We start from the raw sequence: 22511 nt of genomic DNA, 5'->3' as shown, positions 1-22511 counted from the left end.
TAGTACTGGTTGATTAGTACTAACTCCCTAATTTTTGCTAAAAATATAGACATATAACTAGAATTAACTCATACTAGAAATTAGAAAAATAAGGGGGTTTTAAGCAATTGGATACTCCATCCAACCATACAATGCAACAAGACCAAGAAGAAAGTAAACGTACATATCGCCATTGGACAACTCTTGAGGATCGAAAACTTTTAGAATTACGAAATAGTGGAATGAAATTTAGACATATTGCCGAACAGCTGTCACGTACACCAATCAGCGTTGAAAAACGTTACCGAAAGATTTTAAAAGGTGACATATGAGATTTATACATAACAACTCGTTTTTCACTCCGGTTTTTACCTATAATGAAGGTCAACCTCTGTCAAGGTATGAGAAACTACCACAAATATCAAAAAATCCGCATTTTTCTTTTTCAAAGAAACTACAACAACATCTTCAAGGGAAGGAATTACTACTTACAGAAATTCCTTTCCCTCTAGAAGAAATTCAATCACATTATGAGCAAGGCTTTATTCAGATAAACTATGGTATAAGACGAAAACAACAAAGACTTTCCTGCACCCGATGTGGTAACACAAACTCTGCCTTCTTTTCATCCTTCTCATGTGCCAAATGTGGGGAGCAGCAATGCCATTATTGTCGAAAGTGTATTATGATGGGCAGAATTAGTGAATGCACCCCACTTTATAGCTGGAGTGGGCCACCTTTCATAGAAAAAGCAGATTCCAAGTTAAAATGGGAGGGCCAGCTTTCGAAAGGTCAAGCCGTGGCCTCGCAACATGTAGAAAACGCTGTGATAAACAACAATGAATTACTAGTCTGGGCTGTTTGTGGAGCCGGAAAAACAGAGGTCTTATTTAAAGGCATTGAGAGAGGACTTTCTGAAGGTAAAAAAATCTGCATCGCAACACCCCGCACTGATGTTGTACTTGAATTAGCTCCTCGCCTGCGACATGTATTTCCTTCAACCTCAATAGCTGCTCTATATGGCGGCAGTGAGGAAAAACACAAATCAGCAGCTCTTACCATCTCCACTACCCACCAGCTTCTGCGCTTTAAACAAACGTTTGATTGCATCATTGTAGATGAAGTTGATGCCTTTCCCTACTCTGCCGACTCCTCTCTTCAATTCGCCGTAGAAAAATCCCGGAAAGTAGAAAGCTCTCTTATTTATTTAACCGCAACACCATCTGAGAATTGGAAGAATGAAGTAAAACAGAAGAAGCGGGATGCCGTGACCATTCCCGCTCGATATCATGGTCATCCGTTGCCAGTACCGGAATTTGCTTGGTGTGGGAATTGGAGGAAGCAGCTTAGTAAAGGGAAGCTCCCGAAGAATGTCGTGGAGTGGCTGAAGGAGAGGTTAACAAGCGGAAAGCAGGCATTTTTATTTGTGCCTTCTGTAAGACTTATTGATGAGGTCGTTGGTTTGTGTAGAGAATTAGATCAGCGAATCGAAGGAGTTCATGCTGAAGATCCAGAACGCCGTGAAAAAGTCCTGCGGTTTCGAAGTGGTGAGATGCCAATTATTGTGACGTCAACCATCTTGGAAAGGGGTGTTACGATTCCGAATAGTGATGTGGCCGTGCTTGGGAGTGAGGATGGTATTTTTACAGAAAGTGCTCTCGTGCAAATCTCCGGTCGAGTTGGAAGAAGTGCATCTTATCCCACAGGTAATATTACCTTTTTTCATTACGGAAAAACAAAAGCCATGATAGAGGCCAAAAGCCATATAGGGCAAATGAATCACAAAGCACACAAGAGTGACTATATTACCAAAAAATAGTAACTACTTTCCGGAATCCTTTTCATATGGCATAATATATTCATAATTTGAGTGAGGAGACTTAAGAATATGGTTATTAATGCGATGGAACGGATTATGAAGGAATTATTAGATGAATATAAGCACGGTCTTCATATCAAATGCACTTGTTCAGAATGTATGGATGATATTCTTGCTCTTTCATTAAACCAAACAAAGCCACGCTATGTAACGAACATTGATAAGGTGATGTATGTAAAAGCCGAGTTTATAGATAAACAGGAAATGACTACTCTATTAGTGAAACTAGCAGAATGTGCAAAGCTTGTTTCCGATCAACCATTATGTCAAACACAAGGAGTTTGATGCTTATTTTATGTCTTATTTGTCATGAAGAGCTTTCGCAGCAAATGAGTTGGTCTAGTTTTTTGTTAAGTGAGCCGAAAGCTTGTGATGAGTGTTATCAGAGTTTAAAAAAGATTCAATCCCCGACCTGTCCCCTTTGTTTTAGACCTCAAGAAAATGAGCAAGTTTGTCAGGATTGTCAGACATGGGAAAATGACCAACACTGGAAAAACATGCTACAGAAAAATGTTTCTGTTTTTGAGTATAATGATTCGATGAAAGAGTTGCTTGCTACCTTTAAGTTTCGCGGTGATGCTGCGTTAGTAGAGGTTTTTCATAATGACTTTTTAGCATGCTACAAAACAAATCTTGTTAAAGAGAAAATAGATTTTACGATTCCAATTCCTCTAAGCCCAGAGCGGTTATATGAACGAGGTTTTAACCAAGCAAAGCTGCTCGCTACCTTTCTCCCACTAGCTCAAATCGATATCCTCACGCGAACCCACCATGAAAAACAATCAAAAAAATCACGACAGGAACGATTAACAGCTTCAAACGTGTTTTCTATAGTAGATTCTAGTAAAATAATGAACAAGAAGATTCTATTAATTGATGATATCTATACTACTGGTAGTACATTGAGACATGCTGCTAAGGTGTTGAAAGACAATGGAGCAGCTTCCGTTTCCTCTTTAACATTAATTAGAAGCTAAAAATATTAAAATATGTGCCGATATACTATATATAAAGAAACTGAATAGGAGAATATACTATGGGAGAATTAGCGAATTGCCCTGTATGTGATACATTATTTGTACAAACACAATTTAGGTCTGTATGTGATAAATGTTATAAAGAAGAAGAAAAGAAATTTGAAACAGTTTATGCCTATTTAAGAAAACGTGACAATCGTAAAGCACTTTTAGATGAGGTTGTGGAAGGTACTGGTGTGTCTAGAGACCTGATTTTGAAGTTTATTCGAACTGGAAGAATTCAGTTATCAAACTTTCCTAACTTGGGATATCCGTGTGAGAAGTGTGGGACTTCGATTAGAAAAGATCGTTTATGTGAGAGTTGTAGCCAAGACATTCACAAGCAGCTTCACCAAGTAGAGCAAGAAGCTCAGATTAGCGAACGAAACAAACGACAAAGTTCGCCATCAACTGCTGCTTTCTACTCCCAAAGTACTAAAAAGTAAGGAATGGCTAAATAATAAATTAATATAATCCGATATACAGAGTAGACATTCGAAGGGTGAATGAGAAAGTGAGGAATACTCATGAAAATAAATAATATAGGATCAATGGGAGTTAATCCTTATAAACGAAACCAAGAGAAAAGCGATCTCGCGAATCAAAAATCACAAGTGCAGAAAGACAAAGTTGAAATTTCTACTGAAGCAATTGATCTTCAGCAATCAAACGAGGTTGCAAAAGCAAGAGAAGAAAAGGTACAAGCAATTAAAGCACAGTTAGAGAACGGAACCTACACAATTGATCCAAAGGAAATTGCAAAAGGATTATTGAATTTTTATAAAAAGTAACATAAACATCTAATACACGGATGTTCACTATAGCTCAAGGACGAGCGTACCCGAAATATTCATAATCATGGAGAGTGAGAAAAGTGCAAATAAATTCAGAGCTTAAAGTCTCTTCTCATATCCCTTCTACAAAATCAGTCCCATTGAAGGAAGGAGATATTTACAGTGCGCTCGTCAAAGAAAGACTGCCTCAAAACGAAGCTATTCTACAAATAAGAGGCCAGGACGTCAAAGTAAAGTTCGAAGGAGAGCCTCCTAAACAAAATCAAGTGACAGTTGAAATAACGAATACCAAACAGGAAATTCCACAAGTCAAAGCAATCTCTTTGTCTACTACAGAAAAAACAAATTCGTTAGCTGGTACAAATGGAGTAGCAAAGCAATTAAATGGTGGAGCACCTGTTTCGAATGAAACACAATCAGCTGTTAACTTCCTTCTTTCAAAAGGAATACCCCTTAATAAAGATACCTTTCAACAAATCCAAACCTTTATGGATGATAAAAATGGAACACTAGATCAAAAGCTTGAAACTCTTTCAGCTTTGGTGAAAAAAGGATTAGAACCAACAGCTATTCATATAAAGACTGTACACCAGGCATTACACGAGAAATCATTCGCAAGCTCGATTGAGGAAGTATTAAAACAAATAGACCCAGAGTTTCAATTCAAATCGCAAGGAAGAACCGAAAATTCTTTGAAATCTGAAGGGAACTCAGCACAATCTCAACTACAATTAAAAGCAGCTGCCCAAAGGGTATCAGAAGCTATAAATTTATTAGAAAAAGTAACTGTTGATCCAAAGAAGTTAGAACTACTTAATCAACTAAAGTCAGATATTAACTCTAGAAATATTAAAGAAGTTGTTCAAAAGCTAAGAGAATCCTTTTCTGCTGAACTGAGACGATTACAGAATGTGGGATCGAAACTTTCTGATGCAACGAAGCTTGAAAACATGGCAAGAGTGGCTAATCAGGGCCAAGAACAGGTGCAGCAGCCCAGACTAGAAACAGTGCAAAAAGAATCAACTACACTTAATAACACCAATACAAATTCAAGCCAACTCATTCAAAAAGCTATACAAGTGTTAAAAAAAGAACCGAGCATGAATGAAGTTTTTCAGAAGTTATCAACAGTTCTCGATCAAGCCACTAGTTTAAATCAAAAGCAGCAAGAAACGTTTGCAAACTCTCTAGCTAAAGCAGAAGAGCTTGTTCATGGTGGAAAAGAGCTTGGTGCTAGACAAGAATTAATGCAATCTCTAACAAAAATAAATAATGAGATTCCCGTATCGCAGAATCAGAATTCTATTACTCAAGTAGACCAAGCAGAAGCATACCAAATGCAAGAAGAGCTAATTGCGTCTCTTCCAATTCAATCTAAGAACTTTATCGTGGAAACAGTATCAAAAAAACTTTCGCAAATGGCAATTGATTTCAAAAACTTTAAAAACGATATTTCTAAAAGCTTACAAACTGTGGAGCAACTTGTTCAACAGTTTAAATCGCGTTCAACCATCACGGCAAAGCCGATGCTTGAAACTGTGATTCAAAAGTTAGATCAAGCGATACTTCGAAGTGATTTTATGCTTTATGCAGATATGAGAACCGAGAAGAAGATGTTAACGGCAAGTGCTCAACTAGCTGATGCTAAAAAGCTTCTTTCTAAAGGTGATTTCAGTGGAGCAACAAAGATTGTCTCAGAGGTTAGAACGGTATTAGATAAAATGATCTTTAAACCTTCAGATGTCCGTGTGAAGCATTTTGTGTCACAAGAGCTCGGAAATTTAGAAAACTTACCAGCATCAAAACAAGTAACGCAAAATCTTGAAATGTCAATGAATGCATTAAAACAAGAGCCGATGGCTAGAAATGCGTATGAATATTTACGTAATCTAGGCTTAACACATGAAACGGATCATGCTCAGGCACTTGTATCAAGAGATCGAAATCAGGAAAGTCTACCACAGTCGCTTAAAAGCTTTTTATTAAAAATGAATGATGGAGAGGGTAAAGCTGACGGGGTGCTCAATTCAATCACTGGACAGCAGCTACTAAGTAAAAACGACCCATCTGGACTTCAAAGTCTAATGTTCACATTACCTTTATTACTACAAGAAAAATTAGAAAATGTGAAGGTTTTTGTAAACTCTAAAAATCAGAATGAAAAAATAGATTGGGAGAATTGTAGCTTATTCTTTCTTTTTGAAACAAAAAAACTTGGAGAAGTAGGAATCTCGCTAACATCAACTGACCGTACGCTCTCTGTAAAGATAAAGAATGATCAACATGGCTTTCAAGAAAAAATGGAGCCTCTTGCTGAACTAGCAAAAGAAAGGCTAAGTGATATTGGTTATAACATCGCGGGAATCAAGTTCGAGCCACTTAACACAAATGAGAAACCAGAAACTGTTACACCAAGTGCCCAACAAACTCAATTGTCTAAAATGACCGAGAAAGGATACGATTTTTCAGTATGATGTCACAGCAATATTTTAATCAAAAAAATCGTCGTCAAATAAATGGTCCTTCTGCTGCAGTCATTCGCTATGATGAATCCAAAGGTGGTTCACCGACTGTTATAGCTCAAGGTAAAGGGTTGCTTGCAACCAAAATTATGGAACTAGCAAAACAACATAACATTCAAATGCAGGAAGATGAGGGACTTGTTCAACATCTTTTAGATATAGATTTAGGAGAAAATGTACCACCACAGCTTTATTCTGTTATAGCAGAAATTCTACTTCTTATTGAAGAAATGGAGAAAAAGTATTAAAACTTGACCGGATATTCCGATAATAAAATGGGAGGTAGAATTATGGACTTTTTAACAAAAGAAATCATTTACCAGAAATCTTCTCAAGAAATTACTTCATTACTATATGAAGCGTTAATAGATCATACAAAAGGTGCAATACAAGACATTGAAGCTTCAAGATTGATAGAAGCAAACGAAAAGCTAAAAAAAGTGAACGATATACTAGAACGTTTAGGTGTAGGAATAAATTACGAAGCAGGTATTATTGCCGAACAGCTTGATGTTCTTTACAACTATATGGCAGACCTTGTGATTAAGGCTAATGTGAAGAAAGATATTGAGCCTCTAAAAGAAGTGTTAACAATTTTAGAAGATATCTCAGGGGCATGGCAAACTGCAATGAAAAATAATAAATCAAGTCAGATACAGCAACAGCTTTTAAGAAAAACAAATGCATATGAAAGAAATGTAATGGTATATGAAAGAGAACCAAATACGGTTGAAGAAGGGAAATAGACTATGAGAATTAATCATAATATACAAGCACTAAATGCCTATAAAAATCTCTCGCAAACAATGGGACAAACTTCTAAAACACTAGAGAAATTATCATCTGGCTTACGTATTAATAGAGCAGCTGATGATGCGGCGGGTCTAGCAATTTCAGAGAAAATGCGTTCACAGATTCGTGGGTTAGAAACGGCAGAAAGAAACTCTCTAGATGCTATCTCATTAATTCAAACTGCTGAAGGAGCGCTAAATGAAACGCATAGTATCCTACAAAGAATGCGTGAATTATCTGTACAAGCAGCAAATGGAACGTTAGAAGACAGCGACCGTGAAGCAATTCAAATGGAAATTAATCAATTAACGTATGAAATTGACCGTATTGCTGATACAACACAGTTTAACACGAAGAAGCTTTTAAGTGGTTCTGCTGAAGGAAGAGCATTTGCAGAAGTGAATACATCTGAAGTTGCTTATACTGCTAACGGAACTTGGAGCGGTGTTGTGACTGCAGAGCCTACTGAACCTGCGAAAGTGGAGATTCAGTTTGATGCGGCGCTAGGTAGTGCAGCCTCAATTGATCTAGAAGGAAAAACATTTGTTATTAATGGTAAAACTTATGAAATAGATGTAACTGATGGAGCTAATCCTGGAGTAATTGGTGATAATATTGCTGTAAACATATCAGGATGGAATGAGTCAGCTGCTACTGATGCAGAAAGAATGAGTAATATTAACAAATTAATGGATTCATTAGAAAGTGCGATTATTCAGAATGATAATCAATCTTTAGCTGTAGTTAAAGATTCACCAACAGATTCAGATGCAGCTAATGAGGGGACAATTATTGATGGTAAGCTAACACTTTCTACAGTAAATCCAATGTCACCTAAGGATGTACAAGATTTAGGTACTCGTAAAAACATCTCAACAAATATTGCTAGTGGAGTTACATTTAATGACCCTGCAACGAACACACCAACAACTTCTTTAGTTGCAAGTCCTGATTCAGCTCAGGCAAAACCAATTGCGATCACGTTCTCTGAAGTGCCTAAAACAGGAGACGCTTTGAAGATTGATGGCCTAACTATTAACTTTAATAGTCCGGCGTCTGCCTTAACTGGCAGTGCGGCAACTATTGATGTAACAGATAAAGACTTAGACACAGTATTGAGTGAAATTGATGCCATTATTACTCAAGCTAAAAATGCTAACCCAACACCAGTACCAGCATTAGCTCCTGTACACTCAGTTTCTAATAACAGTTTAATATTAGGAACAACCAAAACAGATGATGGTATAAGCCCTATTGGTCTCCCAACAAATGGACTTGATATTGCACTTATTGATGGAGACTTCGAGGCAGATAAAGGGAAAGAATTAAATGTAGATTTACAAATCGGGGCAAACGCATCTGAATCATTAACTTTATCTCTTGGAGTAATGGATGCAGCAACACTTGGAATTGCACGTAATGGTGATTTCTCTACATTATCAACGGCTGGTGTAAATGCTGTTTTAGGTGTAAATGTTTCTACAGCAAATGCTGCGCAACAAGCTATTACTGCTTTCGATAAGGCGATTAGCCTTGTATCTGCTGAGCGTAGTAAGCTTGGAGCATTCCAAAATCGACTTGAGCACACTGTTACAAACTTACAAACAGCTAATGAAAACCTAACTTCTGCTGAATCACGTATTCGTGATACAGATATGGCGAAGTCAATGACAGAATATACGAAGAACAACATCTTAAACCAAGCTGGACAAGCAATGCTTGCTCAAGCAAATCAATTACCACAAGGAATTCTACAACTATTGAAATAATTACCATTGGGGAGGTAAGTCATATATTGGCTCCTCCTCTTTTTTTTCTTTTATGCTTCTTATAAAATGGGTGTAGCAAAACAATCGTTTTTATTAATAACCCAATGAGGTGAAATAAATGGATGTTCAAAAGATTGGAAGATCAACTTTAAATAACATAGAAAAAAAACAGCCAGTAGCAACTGAATCTGTAAGCTTTACAGAAGTGATGGCGAATAAAAGGGGAAATGCCCTATATGAAAGATTTGCTACGTTAGCTAAAGATATAGAAAACCAAGGAAAAGTTTTATCAGAGTCAAGAACTGTAGAGGATTTGAAAAAATATAAAAAGCTAGTAAAAACATTTTTAGAAGAGGCAGTTAACAATGGTCTTCAATTAGAGGATCAACGTGGTTTTAATCGCAGAGGTCGTACAAAAATCTATAAAATTGTAAAAGAAGTGGACAGTAAGCTAATTGACTTAACAAATGAAGTGCTCAATAAGCAGCAAAAAGGGCTAAACATTCTCAATCTTGTTGGAGAAGTTCAAGGTCTTTTAATAAATATCTACACATAATGGTCTAAATAATAATCGATAATGGTCGATATAAAGATTAGAGATAATTGAAAGAAAGAGGGAGTCGTATGTCTGTTGAAGATCAGCTAAGTCATAATTTAGAAAAAATACTGAAGCTCCAAAAAAGTCTTCATCAAATTGCGTTAAAGAAAACTGAGATCATAAAAGCAGATAATATCGAAGCCCTCGGTGAATTAATGAAAGATGAGTTAAAGCATATTAAAGCAATTGAAGTATTAAATAATGAAAGAGAGAAAATTCAGCATCAACTTGCAAACGAGATTTCTATTTCTCCGCAGAGTTTAACGATATCTGATTTACTTTCTTCTGACAAAATTCAAGATAAAGAAAAACTAAGAAATTTACAACAACAGCTAGTAGATCAAATGAAGGTATTAAAAGAGATTAATGAACTGAATCAGGATTTGCTTCAGCACTCGTTAAATTTTGTTAATTTAAATCTTGATCTTCTTTTGGGACAACAGGAATCAAGTAATTATAACGATCAATCCTCTGATGAGACTCAGAGTATCAATCGTTCTATATTTGATTCAAAGGCTTAATGATAGGAGGGACCTAAATGCGTTCAACTTTTATGGGATTAGAAACAGCTAAACGAGGTATGTTTACCCAGCAAAGTGCTTTGCATACAACAGGAAATAATATTGCCAATGCCAACACAGAGGGCTACACACGTCAGCGTGTTAATTTTAAAGCAACAGAAGCATACCCTTCACTTGGTTTAAATCGACCGCAAATTCCTGGTCAAATGGGAACAGGTGTGGAGGTCGAAAGTGTTCAACGTGTAAGAGAAAGCTTCTTAGATATTCAATATCGCTCGGAAAGTAATAAATTGGGTTACTGGGAATCAAGAGCAAATGCGCTTCAAAAGATGGAAGAAATTATGAACGAGCCATCAGAAACAGGATTAGCTAGTTCTTTGGACAAATTCTGGCAGTCACTACAGGATCTAGCATTAGATCCAACAAATGCAGGTGCACGATCTGTTGTACGTGAAAGAGGAAATGCGGTAGCTGATACATTTAACTATTTAGCGACATCTCTTAAATCTGTACAAGGTGATTTGAAAAATGAGTTAGATGTTTCTGTGAAGGAAGTTAACTCACTAGCAAATCAATTAAATAATATTAATAAACAAATTTCAGAAATAGAACCAAATGGCTACTTACCAAATGACCTTTATGACGAACGTGATCGTCTACTAGATAAATTGTCTTCATTAGCAAATATTAAAGTTTCTTACAATGCTTCTGGTGGTAACGCTCTAAAAATTTCTGAAGGAACAGCAACAGTCGAAATTGTTGATGACAACGGTAAGATTTTAGGAACTTTAGTAGATGGAAAAAGTCAACGAGTTAGTGAGTTTAGTGTTACTTATAGAAAAATCACTGATGAAAATGGAAATATTACAGAGGGACTCGCGGAAGGTATTAAGATTGGTTCAAAATCTATTAACATTTTGGATTTTAATAGTGCTGGGAAGATTAGTGGATTAATAGATTCATATGGTTATTCTGAAACATTAGATGACGGCAGTGTTGTTGAATATGGTTTATATCCTGATATGCTAAACAATTTGGATACCATGGCATATGAATTCGCAACGGAATTTAATACTGTCCACCGTGAAGGTTGGAATCTAAGGGATTATGATGAAGATAAAGATCCTATTGATGAACAGGTCAAAGTTGATATAGATTTCTTTAATATTGGGTCAAGTAGCAAAGGTGCTGCAAGCACATTAAGTATTTCAGATAAAATAAAAGAATCTACTGATTTTATTGCAGCAGGTGGTAAGGTAGATGGCAATTCGCCTCAAATCGGAAATGGAAATAACGCTGTCACACTATCAAATGTTAAAAATGATGTTATCGACATTGGTGGAACGAACACAACTCTACAAAATTTCTATGAAGGTGTTATTGGTGGCATGGCTGTAAACGCACAGGAAGCGGAGAGATTAACAACAAACAGTACGGTCCTAAGAGATTCCGTAGAAGAGCGAAGACAATCTGTTAGCGCAGTTTCGTTAGATGAAGAGATGACGAATATGATTCAATTTCAGCATGCATATAATGCATCAGCTAGAATGATCTCGCTACAGGATGAGTTGCTAGATAAAATCATTAACGGTATGGGTGCAGGAAGGTAGGTGATTTAATATGCGAGTTACACAAAGCATGTTAGCGAATAATTCATTGAGAAATTTGAGTAATAGCTATTCAAACTTAAGTAAATATCAAGATCAATTAGCGACAGGGAAAAAGATAAGTCGTCCATCAGATGATCCTGTTGTTGCAATTAAGGGAATGTTTTATCGAACAAATTTGACTGAAAATGAACAATACCAGAGAAATCTCTCTGAGGCATATACATGGCTGGAAAATTCAGAAGCAGGTATTGAGCAGGCAACTCAAATTACACAAAGAATTCGTGAATTAGTTGTTCAGGGTCAGAACGGAACGAACAGCCCGGAGGACTTAAAGGCAATCGGTGTTGAGATTGGCCAGCTTAAGGAAGATTTAATGGGTGTAGCTAATACACAAGTAGCCGGAAAATATATCTTTAATGGTCAAAAAACGCAAACTGTTCCTATAGGAGACGATGCTTTTATAACAGATGCAGTGGGTAATAAAGAGTATACATTTACACAAGATACTTCCTCTTATAACGTTGAAGTGTCAAAAGGTGTTCAGTTAAAGGTAAACATTAATTCTCACAATGTTTTTGGCAAGGACTTTATTAATACATTAGAAGAAATAGAGAGAAAATTGACTGATGGTGTTGGTACATTAGAAAACGGTGATCAGCTATTAACTGACTTGGATAAACACTTAGGTAATCTGACCGCCGAAAGAGCAGAGCTTGGAGCTAGATATAACAGACTTGAATTAATTGACAATCGCCTTGCCGATCAGGAAGTTATCGCAAATAGAATATTATCAGATAATGAAGATGCTGACATGGAACGAGTGATTACTGACTTAACCATTCAGGAAAGTATTCATCGTGCGTCACTATCTGCGGGTTCTAAAATTATTCAACCAACTTTAATGGACTTTTTACGTTAAGCTATCTTTTTTAGGATAGCTTTTTTACTAGGAGTGATTAGTTTGGAATTTCCACAATTGAGAATGGAGAGTACTAGTGCTCAAATAGGTATTCAAACAAAGAATGCAAAGAATTATATTCAACAACCTATGGCTGATTTATCAATTGAACAGCCAAAAGCAGAATTATCTATTATCACAACTAGCCCTCGACTAACCATTGATCAATCACAGGCAAGAGCCGATGTTGATTTAAAGTCGATATCTCAAAGAGTAGATGAATTTTCACAAAAAGGGTATCAAGATTTGTTGGCTGGCATTGCCCGTAGAGTCAATCAAGGTAATCAACTAATGAAAATAGAGAATAGTGGAAACCCTATTGTAAGTCAGGCGAAACAAAACAGTGAAAAACCTGCGAAGGAATTTGGAATAACTTTTGTACCTTCATACGGCAGTATTAAAATTAATTATGAGCCGGCAAAGGTTTATATAGAGGCGAAGGAAAATAAACCGAAGATAGATGTTAAGCTCAATAAACCTAATGTACAATATGAACAAGGGAATGTAGAGATTTATCTTCAAAAAAGAAATGAGTTAAAAATTAGTGTGGACTTTGTTGACATAAAGGCATAATGCTGATTTAGGATGTGATTATATGGAAATGAAAACAAAATACCATGGTATGATAAAAGTAGATGAAGAAGAGATTTTATACTTTGAGCACGGATTGCCTGGCTTTATAGACGAGAGGAAATTTGTTCTATTACCCCTTGAAGAGAATTCTCCTTACTATATAATGCAGTCCGTGACTACTATAGAATTAGGATTTATCGTTACAGATCCTTTTTCGTTTTTTAAAGACTATGAATTCGATCTAACTAGTAATGAGAAGGAAGCACTTAAAATAGGTGATGAGTCTACAATTCAAGTACTAACCATCTTATCATTAAGAGATCCCTTTACGGATACAACTGCAAATCTTCAAGCGCCGATTGTTGTTAATCATTCAGAGATGTTAGCGAAACAAATAATTCTTAATAAGACAAGCTATACAACAAAACATAGACTTTTTCAAGAGACCGTTAACAAGTAGGGGGTGGATGTATGCTGGTATTGACAAGAAAAGTAGGAGAGTCTATACAGATAGGGGAACAAATAGAAATAACTGTTGTATCAGTTCAAGGAGATCAAATAAAGCTTGGGATAAAAGCACCAAAGAGTGTTGATATACATCGTAAGGAGGTTTACCTTAGTATTCAGCAATCTAATAATGAAGCTGCTTCAATAAATGAGATTCTGCTCAATAAATTAAAAACAATCAAGTATGACCTTTAGCTAATTGCTAAAGGTTTTTTATTGGAGAATTGTGATAGCTGATGTATTGAGTTCTAACAATGCTTGCTATTTTAATTTATAGTTAAATTAGGTATAGTCATAAACCTTTGGTAAAAAATTTATTACTAGATATAAGAGTTTCTTTTTAAATTTACTTAAAAAAATAAAAAATACTATTAAACTATTTATAACTACTGTCGATATATAAAGTAAGAGGTAGAACTAATGGCGGCCGACATGAGTACTACCTTAAAAGAAGATTCACAAGGATGTGAATCAATACAACATTCAAGGAGGAAATATTAAAATGAGAATTAATCATAATATCGCAGCTCTTAACACATATCGTCAACTAGGACAAGCTAACAATGGACAAATGAAGTCAATGGAAAAATTATCTTCAGGATTACGTATCAATCGTGCTGGAGACGATGCTGCAGGTCTATCAATATCTGAAAAAATGCGTGGACAAATCCGTGGTTTAGAGCAAGCTTCTCGTAACTCACAAGACGGAATTTCATTAATTCAAACTGCTGAAGGTGCATTAAATGAAACGCATGCAATTCTTCAAAGAATGAGAGAGTTAGCGGTACAAGGTTCTAACGACACTAACGTAACTGCTGATAGAGATTCAATCAATTCTGAATTACTAGAGCTTAAAAAAGAAATTGATAGAATTTCTACAGATACAGAATTCAATACTCAAAAACTTATCGAATCTTCAGGGACATATAATTTCCAAGTTGGTGCAAACTCTTCTCAAGTTATTACTTTAAGTATTGGTGCAATGAATGCTTCTAGTTTATCAAGTAGCTTAACAGATGCGACAATTACAGCTTTAGCTAGCTTTGGAGACTATACTGCTTTTATTACTAATGTGAATAGTGCAATTACAAAAGTTTCTTCTGAGCGTTCTAAATTAGGAGCATACCAAAATCGATTAGAGCATACTATTAACAATTTAGATACAAGTGCTGAAAACTTAACAGCAGCTGAATCACGTATCCGTGACGTTGATATGGCTAAAGAAATGATGGCGCAAACTAAGAATTCAATTCTTTCTCAAGCATCACAAGCAATGTTAGCTCAAGCCAACCAACAACCTCAGGGAGTATTACAACTATTAAGATAATAGTTTTGAAGATGGACAACTCATTGAAGTTGTCCATCTTACTATTTTGGTTTGTTTAGGAGTGAATTTTTTATGAGAAATATAACTGTTTTAGAGGATGACTTTGAAAAAAAGGAAGAAAATATATTAATTGAAAACAGTAAGGGTGGCTTACCTGTAGTTATTTTCAATGGATATTACCTTAATAGTAAATATAACCCATTAAAGGAATCTAAACAATTGGCTGATAAGTACTATAAGAAGAACTATACCCATGTTCTATTTGGTCTTGCGCATTCCTATCTAGCTAAAGAATTACTTAATAAAATGGGAGAAAATGATTTTTTATTAATAATTGAACCTAGCATTAAATTATTTGAAATGGTTAATTCTAAAGGTGCTTTAGAACCATTACTTGAGAGTGAACAAGTGTTTTTTATTGTTGGTTATGAACACAATCAACTAGAGGAAGAAATAAGATATTTGGTTAATACTAGAAATATTGGGCAATTAGAGTTTATACCTTCTCCTAATTATGAGAGATTATATCCCCATTTATTAAAACACCTCAAAGAAGAAATTATAAAGAATGTAAGATTGTCTTTAGTTAACATAGCAACTATGGTTAAGTACGGGAAATTGTGGCAAGAAAATACGCTATATAACCTTTATAATTCATGGAAATCTACTCCCTTTAAAAAAATTGAAAATAAGTTTGATTGCCCAGTAATCATTGCTGCTTCAGGGCCATCGTTAAATAAACAATTAGGAAAACTGAAAGAAATTAGAGAAAATCAGTCTGCGCTTATTATAGCTGCAGGTTCAACTATAAATCCATTACTTAAGGCTGGCATTAAACCACATATTGTGGTATCAATTGACGGTGCTGAAGCCAATTGGAAACACTTTGAGGGTCTAGATTATGATGACGTATCTCTTTTTTATAGTTTAAACGTTCATAAAGAAATACCACTAAATCATAATGGAGTAAATGTAATCTTTAATTCTCAAGATAAAGATTTATCAGATTGGATTAATAAAATTGTAGGTGAAGACTTAGGTTATGTTTTTGGGGGAGCTTCAGTTGCAAACTATTGTTTTTATATTGCTAAAAAAATTACTAGTGGTCCAATTTGTCTAATAGGTCAAGACCTTGCCTATACTGATAATGTTAGCCATGCTGTTGGAAACAGCAACTTAAAAAAAATTTCTGAAAACGAAACAAATAAAAATAAGAATTATATTGAAGTAAAGAGTTACTATGGTAAAACTATTCTTAGTGATTATTCTTTACTAAGTATGAAAAAGGTATTTGAGGATATGATTGATCTTTTTAGGAAATCTGGAGACAAACGCCATATATACAACTGTACGGAGGGGGGGGCAAAGATTGAAGGGATTAATAACTTAGATTTTGAGGATTTTATTAAGAACTACTGTTCTATGAGTTATAATAAAGAATTTATTGATACTTTCCTAGAAGAGAAAAATAACTTTATATCAAAATCTAACATCTCCTCGGGCTTTGAAATAGAACAAAAAAATCTCCAAGAGCTAGTTAGAATGACTGAAAAAGCAATAGAGATAATTAATGGATTATCTATGGATACAGTGTATATAGATAACAAAGCTTTAAAGAAGCTTGATACACTAGATGATAAAATTAATGAATATTCTAAGAGTAATATTATATATTTTTTGATTATGCCTTTAAGTTTTCAGGTTAATCATACGCATCAAGAGGTTGAAGGGGAAACGCTTATAGAAAGAAAAAGGAGAGTAATGAAGAAATCGCTGGCTTTATATAAAGGTATATTAGAATCGGCAGAGTACACTTTAAAAATATTAGATACGATTGAGAGTGAAAGAAAAGGAGTAGGGTAGAATGGAAAAGATTGTTTTTGAAACAATTCAAAGTTTAAAAGAATATTTACCTAGAATGATAAATGGATGTAATGAAATTGTTGAATATCTACAGGAAGGAAATGAAGGTACCGCTTTGAGTCAAATGCCGGATTTTGTAGAAGGATTACAATGGATTTTTGCAGCTATTAATGGGATACAAAATAATGGACATTTACAAGAAATTGAACTTATATCATTAAAAGATAATTTTAAGGAGGTCGTGGATTCATTAGAAATGAGAGATTATGTTCTACTAGCTGACTTACTAGATTACGAAATTGCGCCTGTACTGAAACAATGGCAACTTACTATAAATAAGGTAGAATCATGAAGTGGAGATTGATACAAACAGCTAGTGGTGATTTTACTGTTGTTTTAACAAAGAAAGAACGTGAATTCCTGCTGCATAGCAAATATGATCCGGTTAAAGAAGCTAAGCGATGGGTAACCCAATGGGATGTAGAAAGTAAGAATCCCAAAAGAATTTGTGTAATTGGTATGGGAGCAGGGTTTCATATTATACAGCTAAGAAAGATCTATCCTAGTATTCCAATCATAGTTTTTGATTTTAATCCTGACTATTATAATTGGTTGGAAGAGATAAAATGTATTTCTAAATTGAAAACACAAAATATTACCATAAATGTATCGGATGACTTGAAAACAATTAAAGAAGGCTTGTTGCCTTTATTAGATGATTCAGATTTTATGATCATGTTACATGCTCCTTCTCTCGAGTTAATTCCCGATAACCTTTCTTCAATAAAAACTTTATTGGAAGATTATATGTTTTTTTTGAGGACTATACGTAAAAATAATAAGTTACTAGAAGAGAACTTATTTAATAACTTAAGGCTTGAGGATAAAGGGATAACAGGATGGAAAAACAAACTTGATGGCAAGTCTGTACTGCTAATATCAGCAGGTCCATCCTTATCAAAGCAAATACCTATAATCAAGGCTGCGAGTTTGACAGGTGAAGTTTTCATTGCTTGTGTAGGTACAGCACTAACTCCTTTGTTAAAAAGTAGAATTATCCCAAATGCAATTATGATTTCAGACCCGCAGATTACAATTTTGGAGCAATTTGTTGAAACCACTAAAGATATGGATATTCCGTTATTTTATTTAGGAACAGCAAATCATGAAGGTGTTAAACAGTATCAGGGACCAAGGTATATTGTTTGGCAGAAAGGTTATTCTAAGTCAGAAGAACTTTCACAATTGAGGGATGAACCTAAAATTAAAACAGGTGGTTCAGTTGCGACATGTTTATTGGATTTATTGATATGGTTTGGAGCTAGTAGAATTGCTTTAGTTGGGCAAGATTTGGCCTATACAAATGGCTATAGCCATGCAAAGGGTACTCATAATGTGAAAAAAATGGAACTGGAAAAGTTAATAGAGGTAAAAGGTTACTATCAAAATGAAACTGTAAAAACACCAAAACATTTGTACGGTTATCTTAAGTGGTTTGAAAAATACGTTGTGGATTTTAGGGGAAATGTGGAACTATGGAATTGTACCGAGGGTGGGGCTTTTATTAAAGGATGGAAACATAATAGTCTTGAACAATTTTTAAAAAGTATTAATTAGCCCAACTAGGTTGCGATTAACTAAGTTTACCATAAGAAATAAATTCATAATAATTTGCACATCAACATTTACCTATAACTATTGTTCTTCATAAGAATTTTTAAAACTATATTGAAAAATTCAGAAATTGATATCACCATTATTTTGATATCAGTTTCTTTTTTTTATATCTTTTCTAAAAAAACTAAAATTTAATTTTAATGAACTCTAAATTAATACAATCCTTTAACGATATAATAAATAAGTATATAATTTCTACTTAGAAATTTGATTTATTTATTATAAATAAGAGATAAGGAAGTGAATAAGATGTCTAATCGTATATTAGTGACCGGTGCTGACGGATTTATAGGAAGTCATTTAACAGAAAAACTAGTTGAACAAGGATATAGTGTAAAAGCTTTTGCTTATTATAATTCATTTAATGCATGGGGATGGTTAGATACCCTGCCTAAGGATATATTAAATGAAATAGAGGTTGTTACAGGGGATATTAGAGATCCTAATGGTGTTAAGGTAGCAATGAAAGAAATAGATAAAGTCTTCCATTTAGCGGCCCTTATTGCAATACCATTTAGCTATCATTCACCAGATACATACATAGACACAAATATTAAGGGGACATTAAATGTGCTTCAGGCTGCTAGAGACATGGGTACTTCAAGAGTTCTCATTACATCTACTTCGGAGGTATATGGGACGGCGCAGTATGTTCCAATTGATGAAAAACACCCTTTCCAAGGGCAGTCCCCTTATTCAGCAACTAAAATTGGTGCGGACCGATTAGCTGAATCTTTTTATAGAAGTTTTAATATGCCTATTTCAATAGTAAGGCCCTTTAATACTTATGGGCCACGTCAGTCTGCAAGAGCAGTGATTCCAACAATTATTACTCAGTTACTTTCAGGAAAAGAAAAAATTGAGCTGGGTTCACTCACACCTACAAGAGACTTTAATTATGTAAAAGATACTGCAAATGGCTTTATTGAAATTGCAAATTCAATGGATACAATTGGTGAAGAAATTAATATTGCTACTCAGAAAGAGGTTTCAATAGGGCAACTAGCAGAAGAGCTTATTAAACAAATTAATCCAAACGCAAGAATCGTTTGTGATGAGCAAAGGTTAAGACCAGAAAATAGTGAAGTAAACAGACTGCTAGGATCTAATGAAAAAATTAAGAAATTAACTAATTGGGAACCACATTATTCATTTGAACGAGGTTTAGCTGAAACAATTGAGTTTTTTAAGCAGAACATTGATAAATATAAACCGGATATATATAACATTTAGGAGATGGGACAAATGAGTCAAAAGTTTATTCCCCTTTCTGTTCCTAACTTTAAAGGGAAAGAACTAGAGTATGTTACACATGCTATTGAAACAGAGTGGGTATCAACAGGCGGTCCCTATGTAAATGAATTCGAAGAAAAAGTGTGTAATTATGTAAATGCTAAAGGAGCTGTTTCCGTACAAAATGGGACATCCGGGTTACATATCGCACTTAAAGTTTGTGGGGTTACACGTGAAGATGAAGTTATTGTTCCAACGCTGACTTTTATTGCTGCCGTGAACCCAGTAAAGTATCTAGGAGCAGAACCGATTTTTATGGACTGTGATGATTCCCTTTGTGTGGATCCATACAAGCTTATGGAATTTTGTAGAATGGAATGCACTTTTATTAACGGTAAGCTAATTAATAAAAGGACAGGGAAACATGTAAAGGCTATTATCGTTGTTCATGTATTTGGTAATATGTCATCTATGGATAAGATTATGAAAATTGCTGAAGAATTCAACCTGAAAGTTGTAGAGGATGCTACTGAGGCTTTGGGGACATATTATACTAATGGTATTTATAAGGGGAAATATGCGGGAACAATAGGTACAGTAGGGGTTTATTCTTTTAATGGCAATAAAATCATCACCACAGGTGGTGGAGGAATGATTGTTTCTAATGAGGAAGAATTGCTAAAAAGAGCTAAACATCTTACTACTCAGGCTAAAAGCGATGAGCTTTATTATATACACGATGAGATAGGATATAACTATCGAATGACAAATCTTCAGGCTGCCATAGGTATAGCTCAATTGGAACAACTAGAAGATTTCATTAAAATTAAGGAAGTAAATTATAAGCTTTACAAAAAATTTATCAATGAAATTCCGGGTTTAGAGATTCTTAACTTTAATGAAAATATAAGAAGTAATTATTGGTTCTATGCACTATTTATAAAGGATGATTTTCCTTTAAAGAGAGATCAAGTGATAAAATATTTATCTTCTAACAATGTACAAGTAAGGCCTATATGGGATCTAATAAGTGAACAACAGCCATATATAGCTAATCAAAATTATAAAATTGAAAAATCAAAAACATACTTAGCTCATATTATTAATATTCCTTGTAGTTCTAACTTGAGCACGGAAGATGTTTTATATGTAATTGATTGTCTAAGAAATGTACACAATAAAAAATAACTTGAATGCTTAGAGGAGGTGGGTAAATTGGACATAAAAGACTTTTTAATTGAAGAACAATCCACGATGATCGAAGCAATGACGTTGCTAGATCAAGTTGCAAAGAAGGTTCTATTTGTAGTTAGAGAGGGACGCTTTGTTGCAGTAATTACTGATGGAGATATTAGAAGATGGATATTAAAAAATAGTAGTCTTGATGCTAAAGTTAAAGATATAGCTAATTATTCACCCAAATATGTCTATGAAAAGGATAAAAACTCAGCAAAAAGAATTATGCGTAAACATTATATTGAAGCATTACCAGTTCTTAATGAAAATGAGGATATAGTGTCAGTAGTATTGTGGAATGATGAAGAAATTGGACCTAATAAAAAGCTAAAAGTACCTGTTGTTATCATGGCTGGTGGTTTAGGTACAAGACTTTATCCATATACAAAAATTTTACCCAAGCCACTAATACCTATTGGAGAAATACCTATTGCAGAACATATTATCAATAGATTTACTAACTACGGGGCAGATCAGTTCTTTTTAGTAGTGAATCATAAAAAGAATATGATTAAAGCTTACTTTAATGAGATTCACAAGGATTATGAAATAAATTACATAGATGAAAACCAACCTTTAGGAACAGGTGGGGGATTAAGTTTATTAAAGAGAAAAATAAGTTCAACATTCATATTATCTAACTGTGATATCTTGATTGAAGAGGATTATGAAAGGATTCTTAACTTCCATAAGAAAGGGAAACACCTAATTACTATGGTATGTTCCCTAAAGAATATTAGAATTCCATATGGAGTTATTAAGATTAGTGAGCAGGGTGAAATAGAGGAAATGAAGGAAAAACCTGAGCTATCCTTTTTCACAAATACAGGAATGTATGTCGTTGAACCCAGAGTAATTGATGAACTAGAAGATAATAAAGAAATTGGATTTCCAGATATTATTGATAGTTATAAAAAGGCAGGAGAGAAAATTGGTGTTTATCCTATTAGTGAAAATTCCTGGCATGATATGGGACAGTTAGATGAAATGGAGAAGATGAGACAAAGGTTAGTCCATGATGAATAAAAAAATAATTTTAGTTGGTGGGGGCGGACATTGTAAATCAGTATTAGACACTCTATTATTAACAAACCAGTATTCTGAGATCGGTGTGGTAGATCTAAAAGAATTTTTAAATAAGAAGGTACTATCTGCTTCCGTTATAGGAACTGACAAAGATTTACCCCAGCTGTACAAAGGAGGGTATAAACACGCTTTTGTTTCTTTAGGTAGTATAGGAAAAACAAGTAGAAGAATTAATTTGTATAATACTTTAGAAGATATCGGATTTACTATTCCTAATATTATCGATCCTACAGCAATTATTAGTAACGATGTTCAGTTGGGTAACGGAATTTTTATTGGTAAAAAAGCAGTGATTAATGCAGGGGCAACTATTCATAATGGGGCAATAATTAATACTGCTTCCATTATAGAACATGATTGTATAGTAGGAGAATTTACACATATTGCTCCTGGAACCGTGATGTGTGGGAATGTGCAAGTTGGAAGAGAAACACATATTGGAGCAAATAGTGTAATAAAGCAACAGATTAAAATTGGCTCACATACTATGATAGGTATGGGAAGTATCGTGTTAAAGGATATTGGAGATAGTAAGGAAGCATTTGGTAGCCCTTGTAAGGAGGTTTGAGGG

25 protein-coding genes are annotated in these 22511 nt (G+C 34.6%); all 25 read left to right on the top strand.

Annotation, left to right across the window (positions count from 1 at the left end; all coding sequences use genetic code 11):
- The first annotated feature begins 107 nt into the window (after positions 1-107).
- The 25 genes from LPC09_RS22590 to LPC09_RS22470 all read left to right on the top strand — a co-directional run bounded on the left by LPC09_RS22590 (position 108) and on the right by LPC09_RS22470 (position 22508).
- On the top strand, positions 108-311 hold the full coding sequence (locus LPC09_RS22590; RefSeq protein ID WP_231308409.1) for a Myb-like DNA-binding domain-containing protein: 204 nt from the start codon (positions 108-110) through the stop codon (positions 309-311).
- Complete coding sequence (locus tag LPC09_RS22585; RefSeq protein ID WP_231308407.1) at positions 308-1798, top strand: ATP-dependent helicase ComFA; 1491 nt, start codon at positions 308-310, stop codon at positions 1796-1798. The genes LPC09_RS22590 and LPC09_RS22585 overlap by 4 nt, the downstream gene beginning before the upstream one ends.
- A gap of 69 nt (positions 1799-1867) precedes the next feature.
- Complete coding sequence (locus LPC09_RS22580) at positions 1868-2143, top strand: late competence protein ComFB (RefSeq protein ID WP_231308405.1); 276 nt, start codon at positions 1868-1870, stop codon at positions 2141-2143.
- Positions 2143-2835, top strand: a complete 693-nt coding sequence (locus LPC09_RS22575) for a ComFC family protein (RefSeq protein WP_231308403.1) — start codon at positions 2143-2145, stop codon at positions 2833-2835. The genes LPC09_RS22580 and LPC09_RS22575 overlap by 1 nt, the downstream gene beginning before the upstream one ends.
- A gap of 59 nt (positions 2836-2894) precedes the next feature.
- Positions 2895-3320 (top strand): TIGR03826 family flagellar region protein, encoded by a 426-nt coding sequence (locus tag LPC09_RS22570; RefSeq protein ID WP_231308401.1) that lies wholly within the window; start codon positions 2895-2897, stop codon positions 3318-3320.
- An 81-nt stretch (positions 3321-3401) separates the two neighbouring features.
- Complete coding sequence (gene flgM, locus LPC09_RS22565; RefSeq protein ID WP_098798420.1) at positions 3402-3665, top strand: flagellar biosynthesis anti-sigma factor FlgM; 264 nt, start codon at positions 3402-3404, stop codon at positions 3663-3665.
- 83 nt (positions 3666-3748) lie between these two features.
- Positions 3749-6142, top strand: coding sequence for a hypothetical protein (locus LPC09_RS22560; protein ID WP_231308399.1), 2394 nt, complete (start codon positions 3749-3751; stop codon positions 6140-6142).
- A complete protein-coding gene (locus LPC09_RS22555) occupies positions 6142-6438 on the top strand; it encodes an EscU/YscU/HrcU family type III secretion system export apparatus switch protein (RefSeq protein WP_098798444.1) in 297 nt (98 codons plus the stop codon). The genes LPC09_RS22560 and LPC09_RS22555 overlap by 1 nt, the downstream gene beginning before the upstream one ends.
- A gap of 42 nt (positions 6439-6480) precedes the next feature.
- Positions 6481-6936 (top strand): flagellar export chaperone FliS, encoded by a 456-nt coding sequence (gene fliS / locus LPC09_RS22550; RefSeq protein WP_231308397.1) that lies wholly within the window; start codon positions 6481-6483, stop codon positions 6934-6936.
- A gap of 3 nt (positions 6937-6939) precedes the next feature.
- Complete coding sequence (locus LPC09_RS22545; RefSeq protein WP_231308395.1) at positions 6940-8751, top strand: flagellin N-terminal helical domain-containing protein; 1812 nt, start codon at positions 6940-6942, stop codon at positions 8749-8751.
- Positions 8752-8869: 118 nt separating this feature from the next.
- Positions 8870-9307 carry a YaaR family protein gene (locus LPC09_RS22540; protein ID WP_098798424.1) on the top strand — a complete coding sequence of 146 codons (438 nt, stop codon included), beginning with the start codon at positions 8870-8872 and terminating at the stop codon, positions 9305-9307.
- Between the two features lie 68 nt (positions 9308-9375).
- Complete coding sequence (locus tag LPC09_RS22535; RefSeq protein WP_231308394.1) at positions 9376-9870, top strand: flagellar protein FlgN; 495 nt, start codon at positions 9376-9378, stop codon at positions 9868-9870.
- A gap of 17 nt (positions 9871-9887) precedes the next feature.
- Positions 9888-11480, top strand: a complete 1593-nt coding sequence (gene flgK, locus LPC09_RS22530; RefSeq protein ID WP_231308393.1) for a flagellar hook-associated protein FlgK — start codon at positions 9888-9890, stop codon at positions 11478-11480.
- Positions 11481-11490: 10 nt separating this feature from the next.
- A complete protein-coding gene (gene flgL / locus LPC09_RS22525; RefSeq protein WP_231308391.1) occupies positions 11491-12399 on the top strand; it encodes a flagellar hook-associated protein FlgL in 909 nt (302 codons plus the stop codon).
- A gap of 42 nt (positions 12400-12441) precedes the next feature.
- Positions 12442-13011, top strand: a complete 570-nt coding sequence (locus tag LPC09_RS22520) for a DUF6470 family protein (RefSeq protein ID WP_231308390.1) — start codon at positions 12442-12444, stop codon at positions 13009-13011.
- Between the two features lie 22 nt (positions 13012-13033).
- Positions 13034-13471, top strand: coding sequence for a flagellar assembly protein FliW (gene fliW, locus LPC09_RS22515; RefSeq protein ID WP_231308388.1), 438 nt, complete (start codon positions 13034-13036; stop codon positions 13469-13471).
- A gap of 11 nt (positions 13472-13482) precedes the next feature.
- Positions 13483-13713: a carbon storage regulator CsrA gene (csrA, locus tag LPC09_RS22510; RefSeq protein ID WP_231308387.1), complete on the top strand. Its 231-nt coding sequence runs from the start codon at positions 13483-13485 to the stop codon at positions 13711-13713.
- Between the two features lie 307 nt (positions 13714-14020).
- On the top strand, positions 14021-14845 hold the full coding sequence (hag, locus tag LPC09_RS22505; RefSeq protein ID WP_231308385.1) for a flagellin Hag: 825 nt from the start codon (positions 14021-14023) through the stop codon (positions 14843-14845).
- A gap of 72 nt (positions 14846-14917) precedes the next feature.
- The gene (locus LPC09_RS22500) at positions 14918-16708 is read left to right on the top strand and encodes a motility associated factor glycosyltransferase family protein (protein WP_231308384.1); all 1791 of its coding nucleotides are present in this window, start codon (positions 14918-14920) and stop codon (positions 16706-16708) included.
- A gap of 1 nt (position 16709) precedes the next feature.
- Positions 16710-17060: a DUF8042 domain-containing protein gene (locus LPC09_RS22495; protein ID WP_231308383.1), complete on the top strand. Its 351-nt coding sequence runs from the start codon at positions 16710-16712 to the stop codon at positions 17058-17060.
- A complete protein-coding gene (locus LPC09_RS22490) occupies positions 17057-18325 on the top strand; it encodes a motility associated factor glycosyltransferase family protein (protein WP_231308381.1) in 1269 nt (422 codons plus the stop codon). Before LPC09_RS22495 ends, LPC09_RS22490 begins: the two co-directional genes overlap by 4 nt.
- Before the next feature lie 309 nt (positions 18326-18634).
- The gene (locus LPC09_RS22485) at positions 18635-19618 is read left to right on the top strand and encodes an NAD-dependent 4,6-dehydratase LegB (protein ID WP_231308379.1); all 984 of its coding nucleotides are present in this window, start codon (positions 18635-18637) and stop codon (positions 19616-19618) included.
- Between the two features lie 12 nt (positions 19619-19630).
- Positions 19631-20806, top strand: coding sequence for a LegC family aminotransferase (locus tag LPC09_RS22480; protein ID WP_231308378.1), 1176 nt, complete (start codon positions 19631-19633; stop codon positions 20804-20806).
- Positions 20807-20824: 18 nt separating this feature from the next.
- Entirely contained in the window at positions 20825-21880 is a 1056-nt protein-coding gene (locus LPC09_RS22475; protein WP_231308376.1) for a sugar phosphate nucleotidyltransferase, read from the top strand.
- Positions 21870-22508: an acetyltransferase gene (locus LPC09_RS22470; protein WP_231308375.1), complete on the top strand. Its 639-nt coding sequence runs from the start codon at positions 21870-21872 to the stop codon at positions 22506-22508. The genes LPC09_RS22475 and LPC09_RS22470 overlap by 11 nt, the downstream gene beginning before the upstream one ends.
- Positions 22509-22511: the final 3 nt, after the last annotated feature.

Origin of the sequence: Metabacillus sp. B2-18, from assembly GCF_021117275.1 — a bacterium.
GTDB lineage: Bacteria > Bacillota > Bacilli > Bacillales > Bacillaceae > Metabacillus.
The sequence above is the reverse complement of the archived record's forward strand: the minus strand, read 5'-3'. Positions and strand labels throughout refer to the sequence as shown.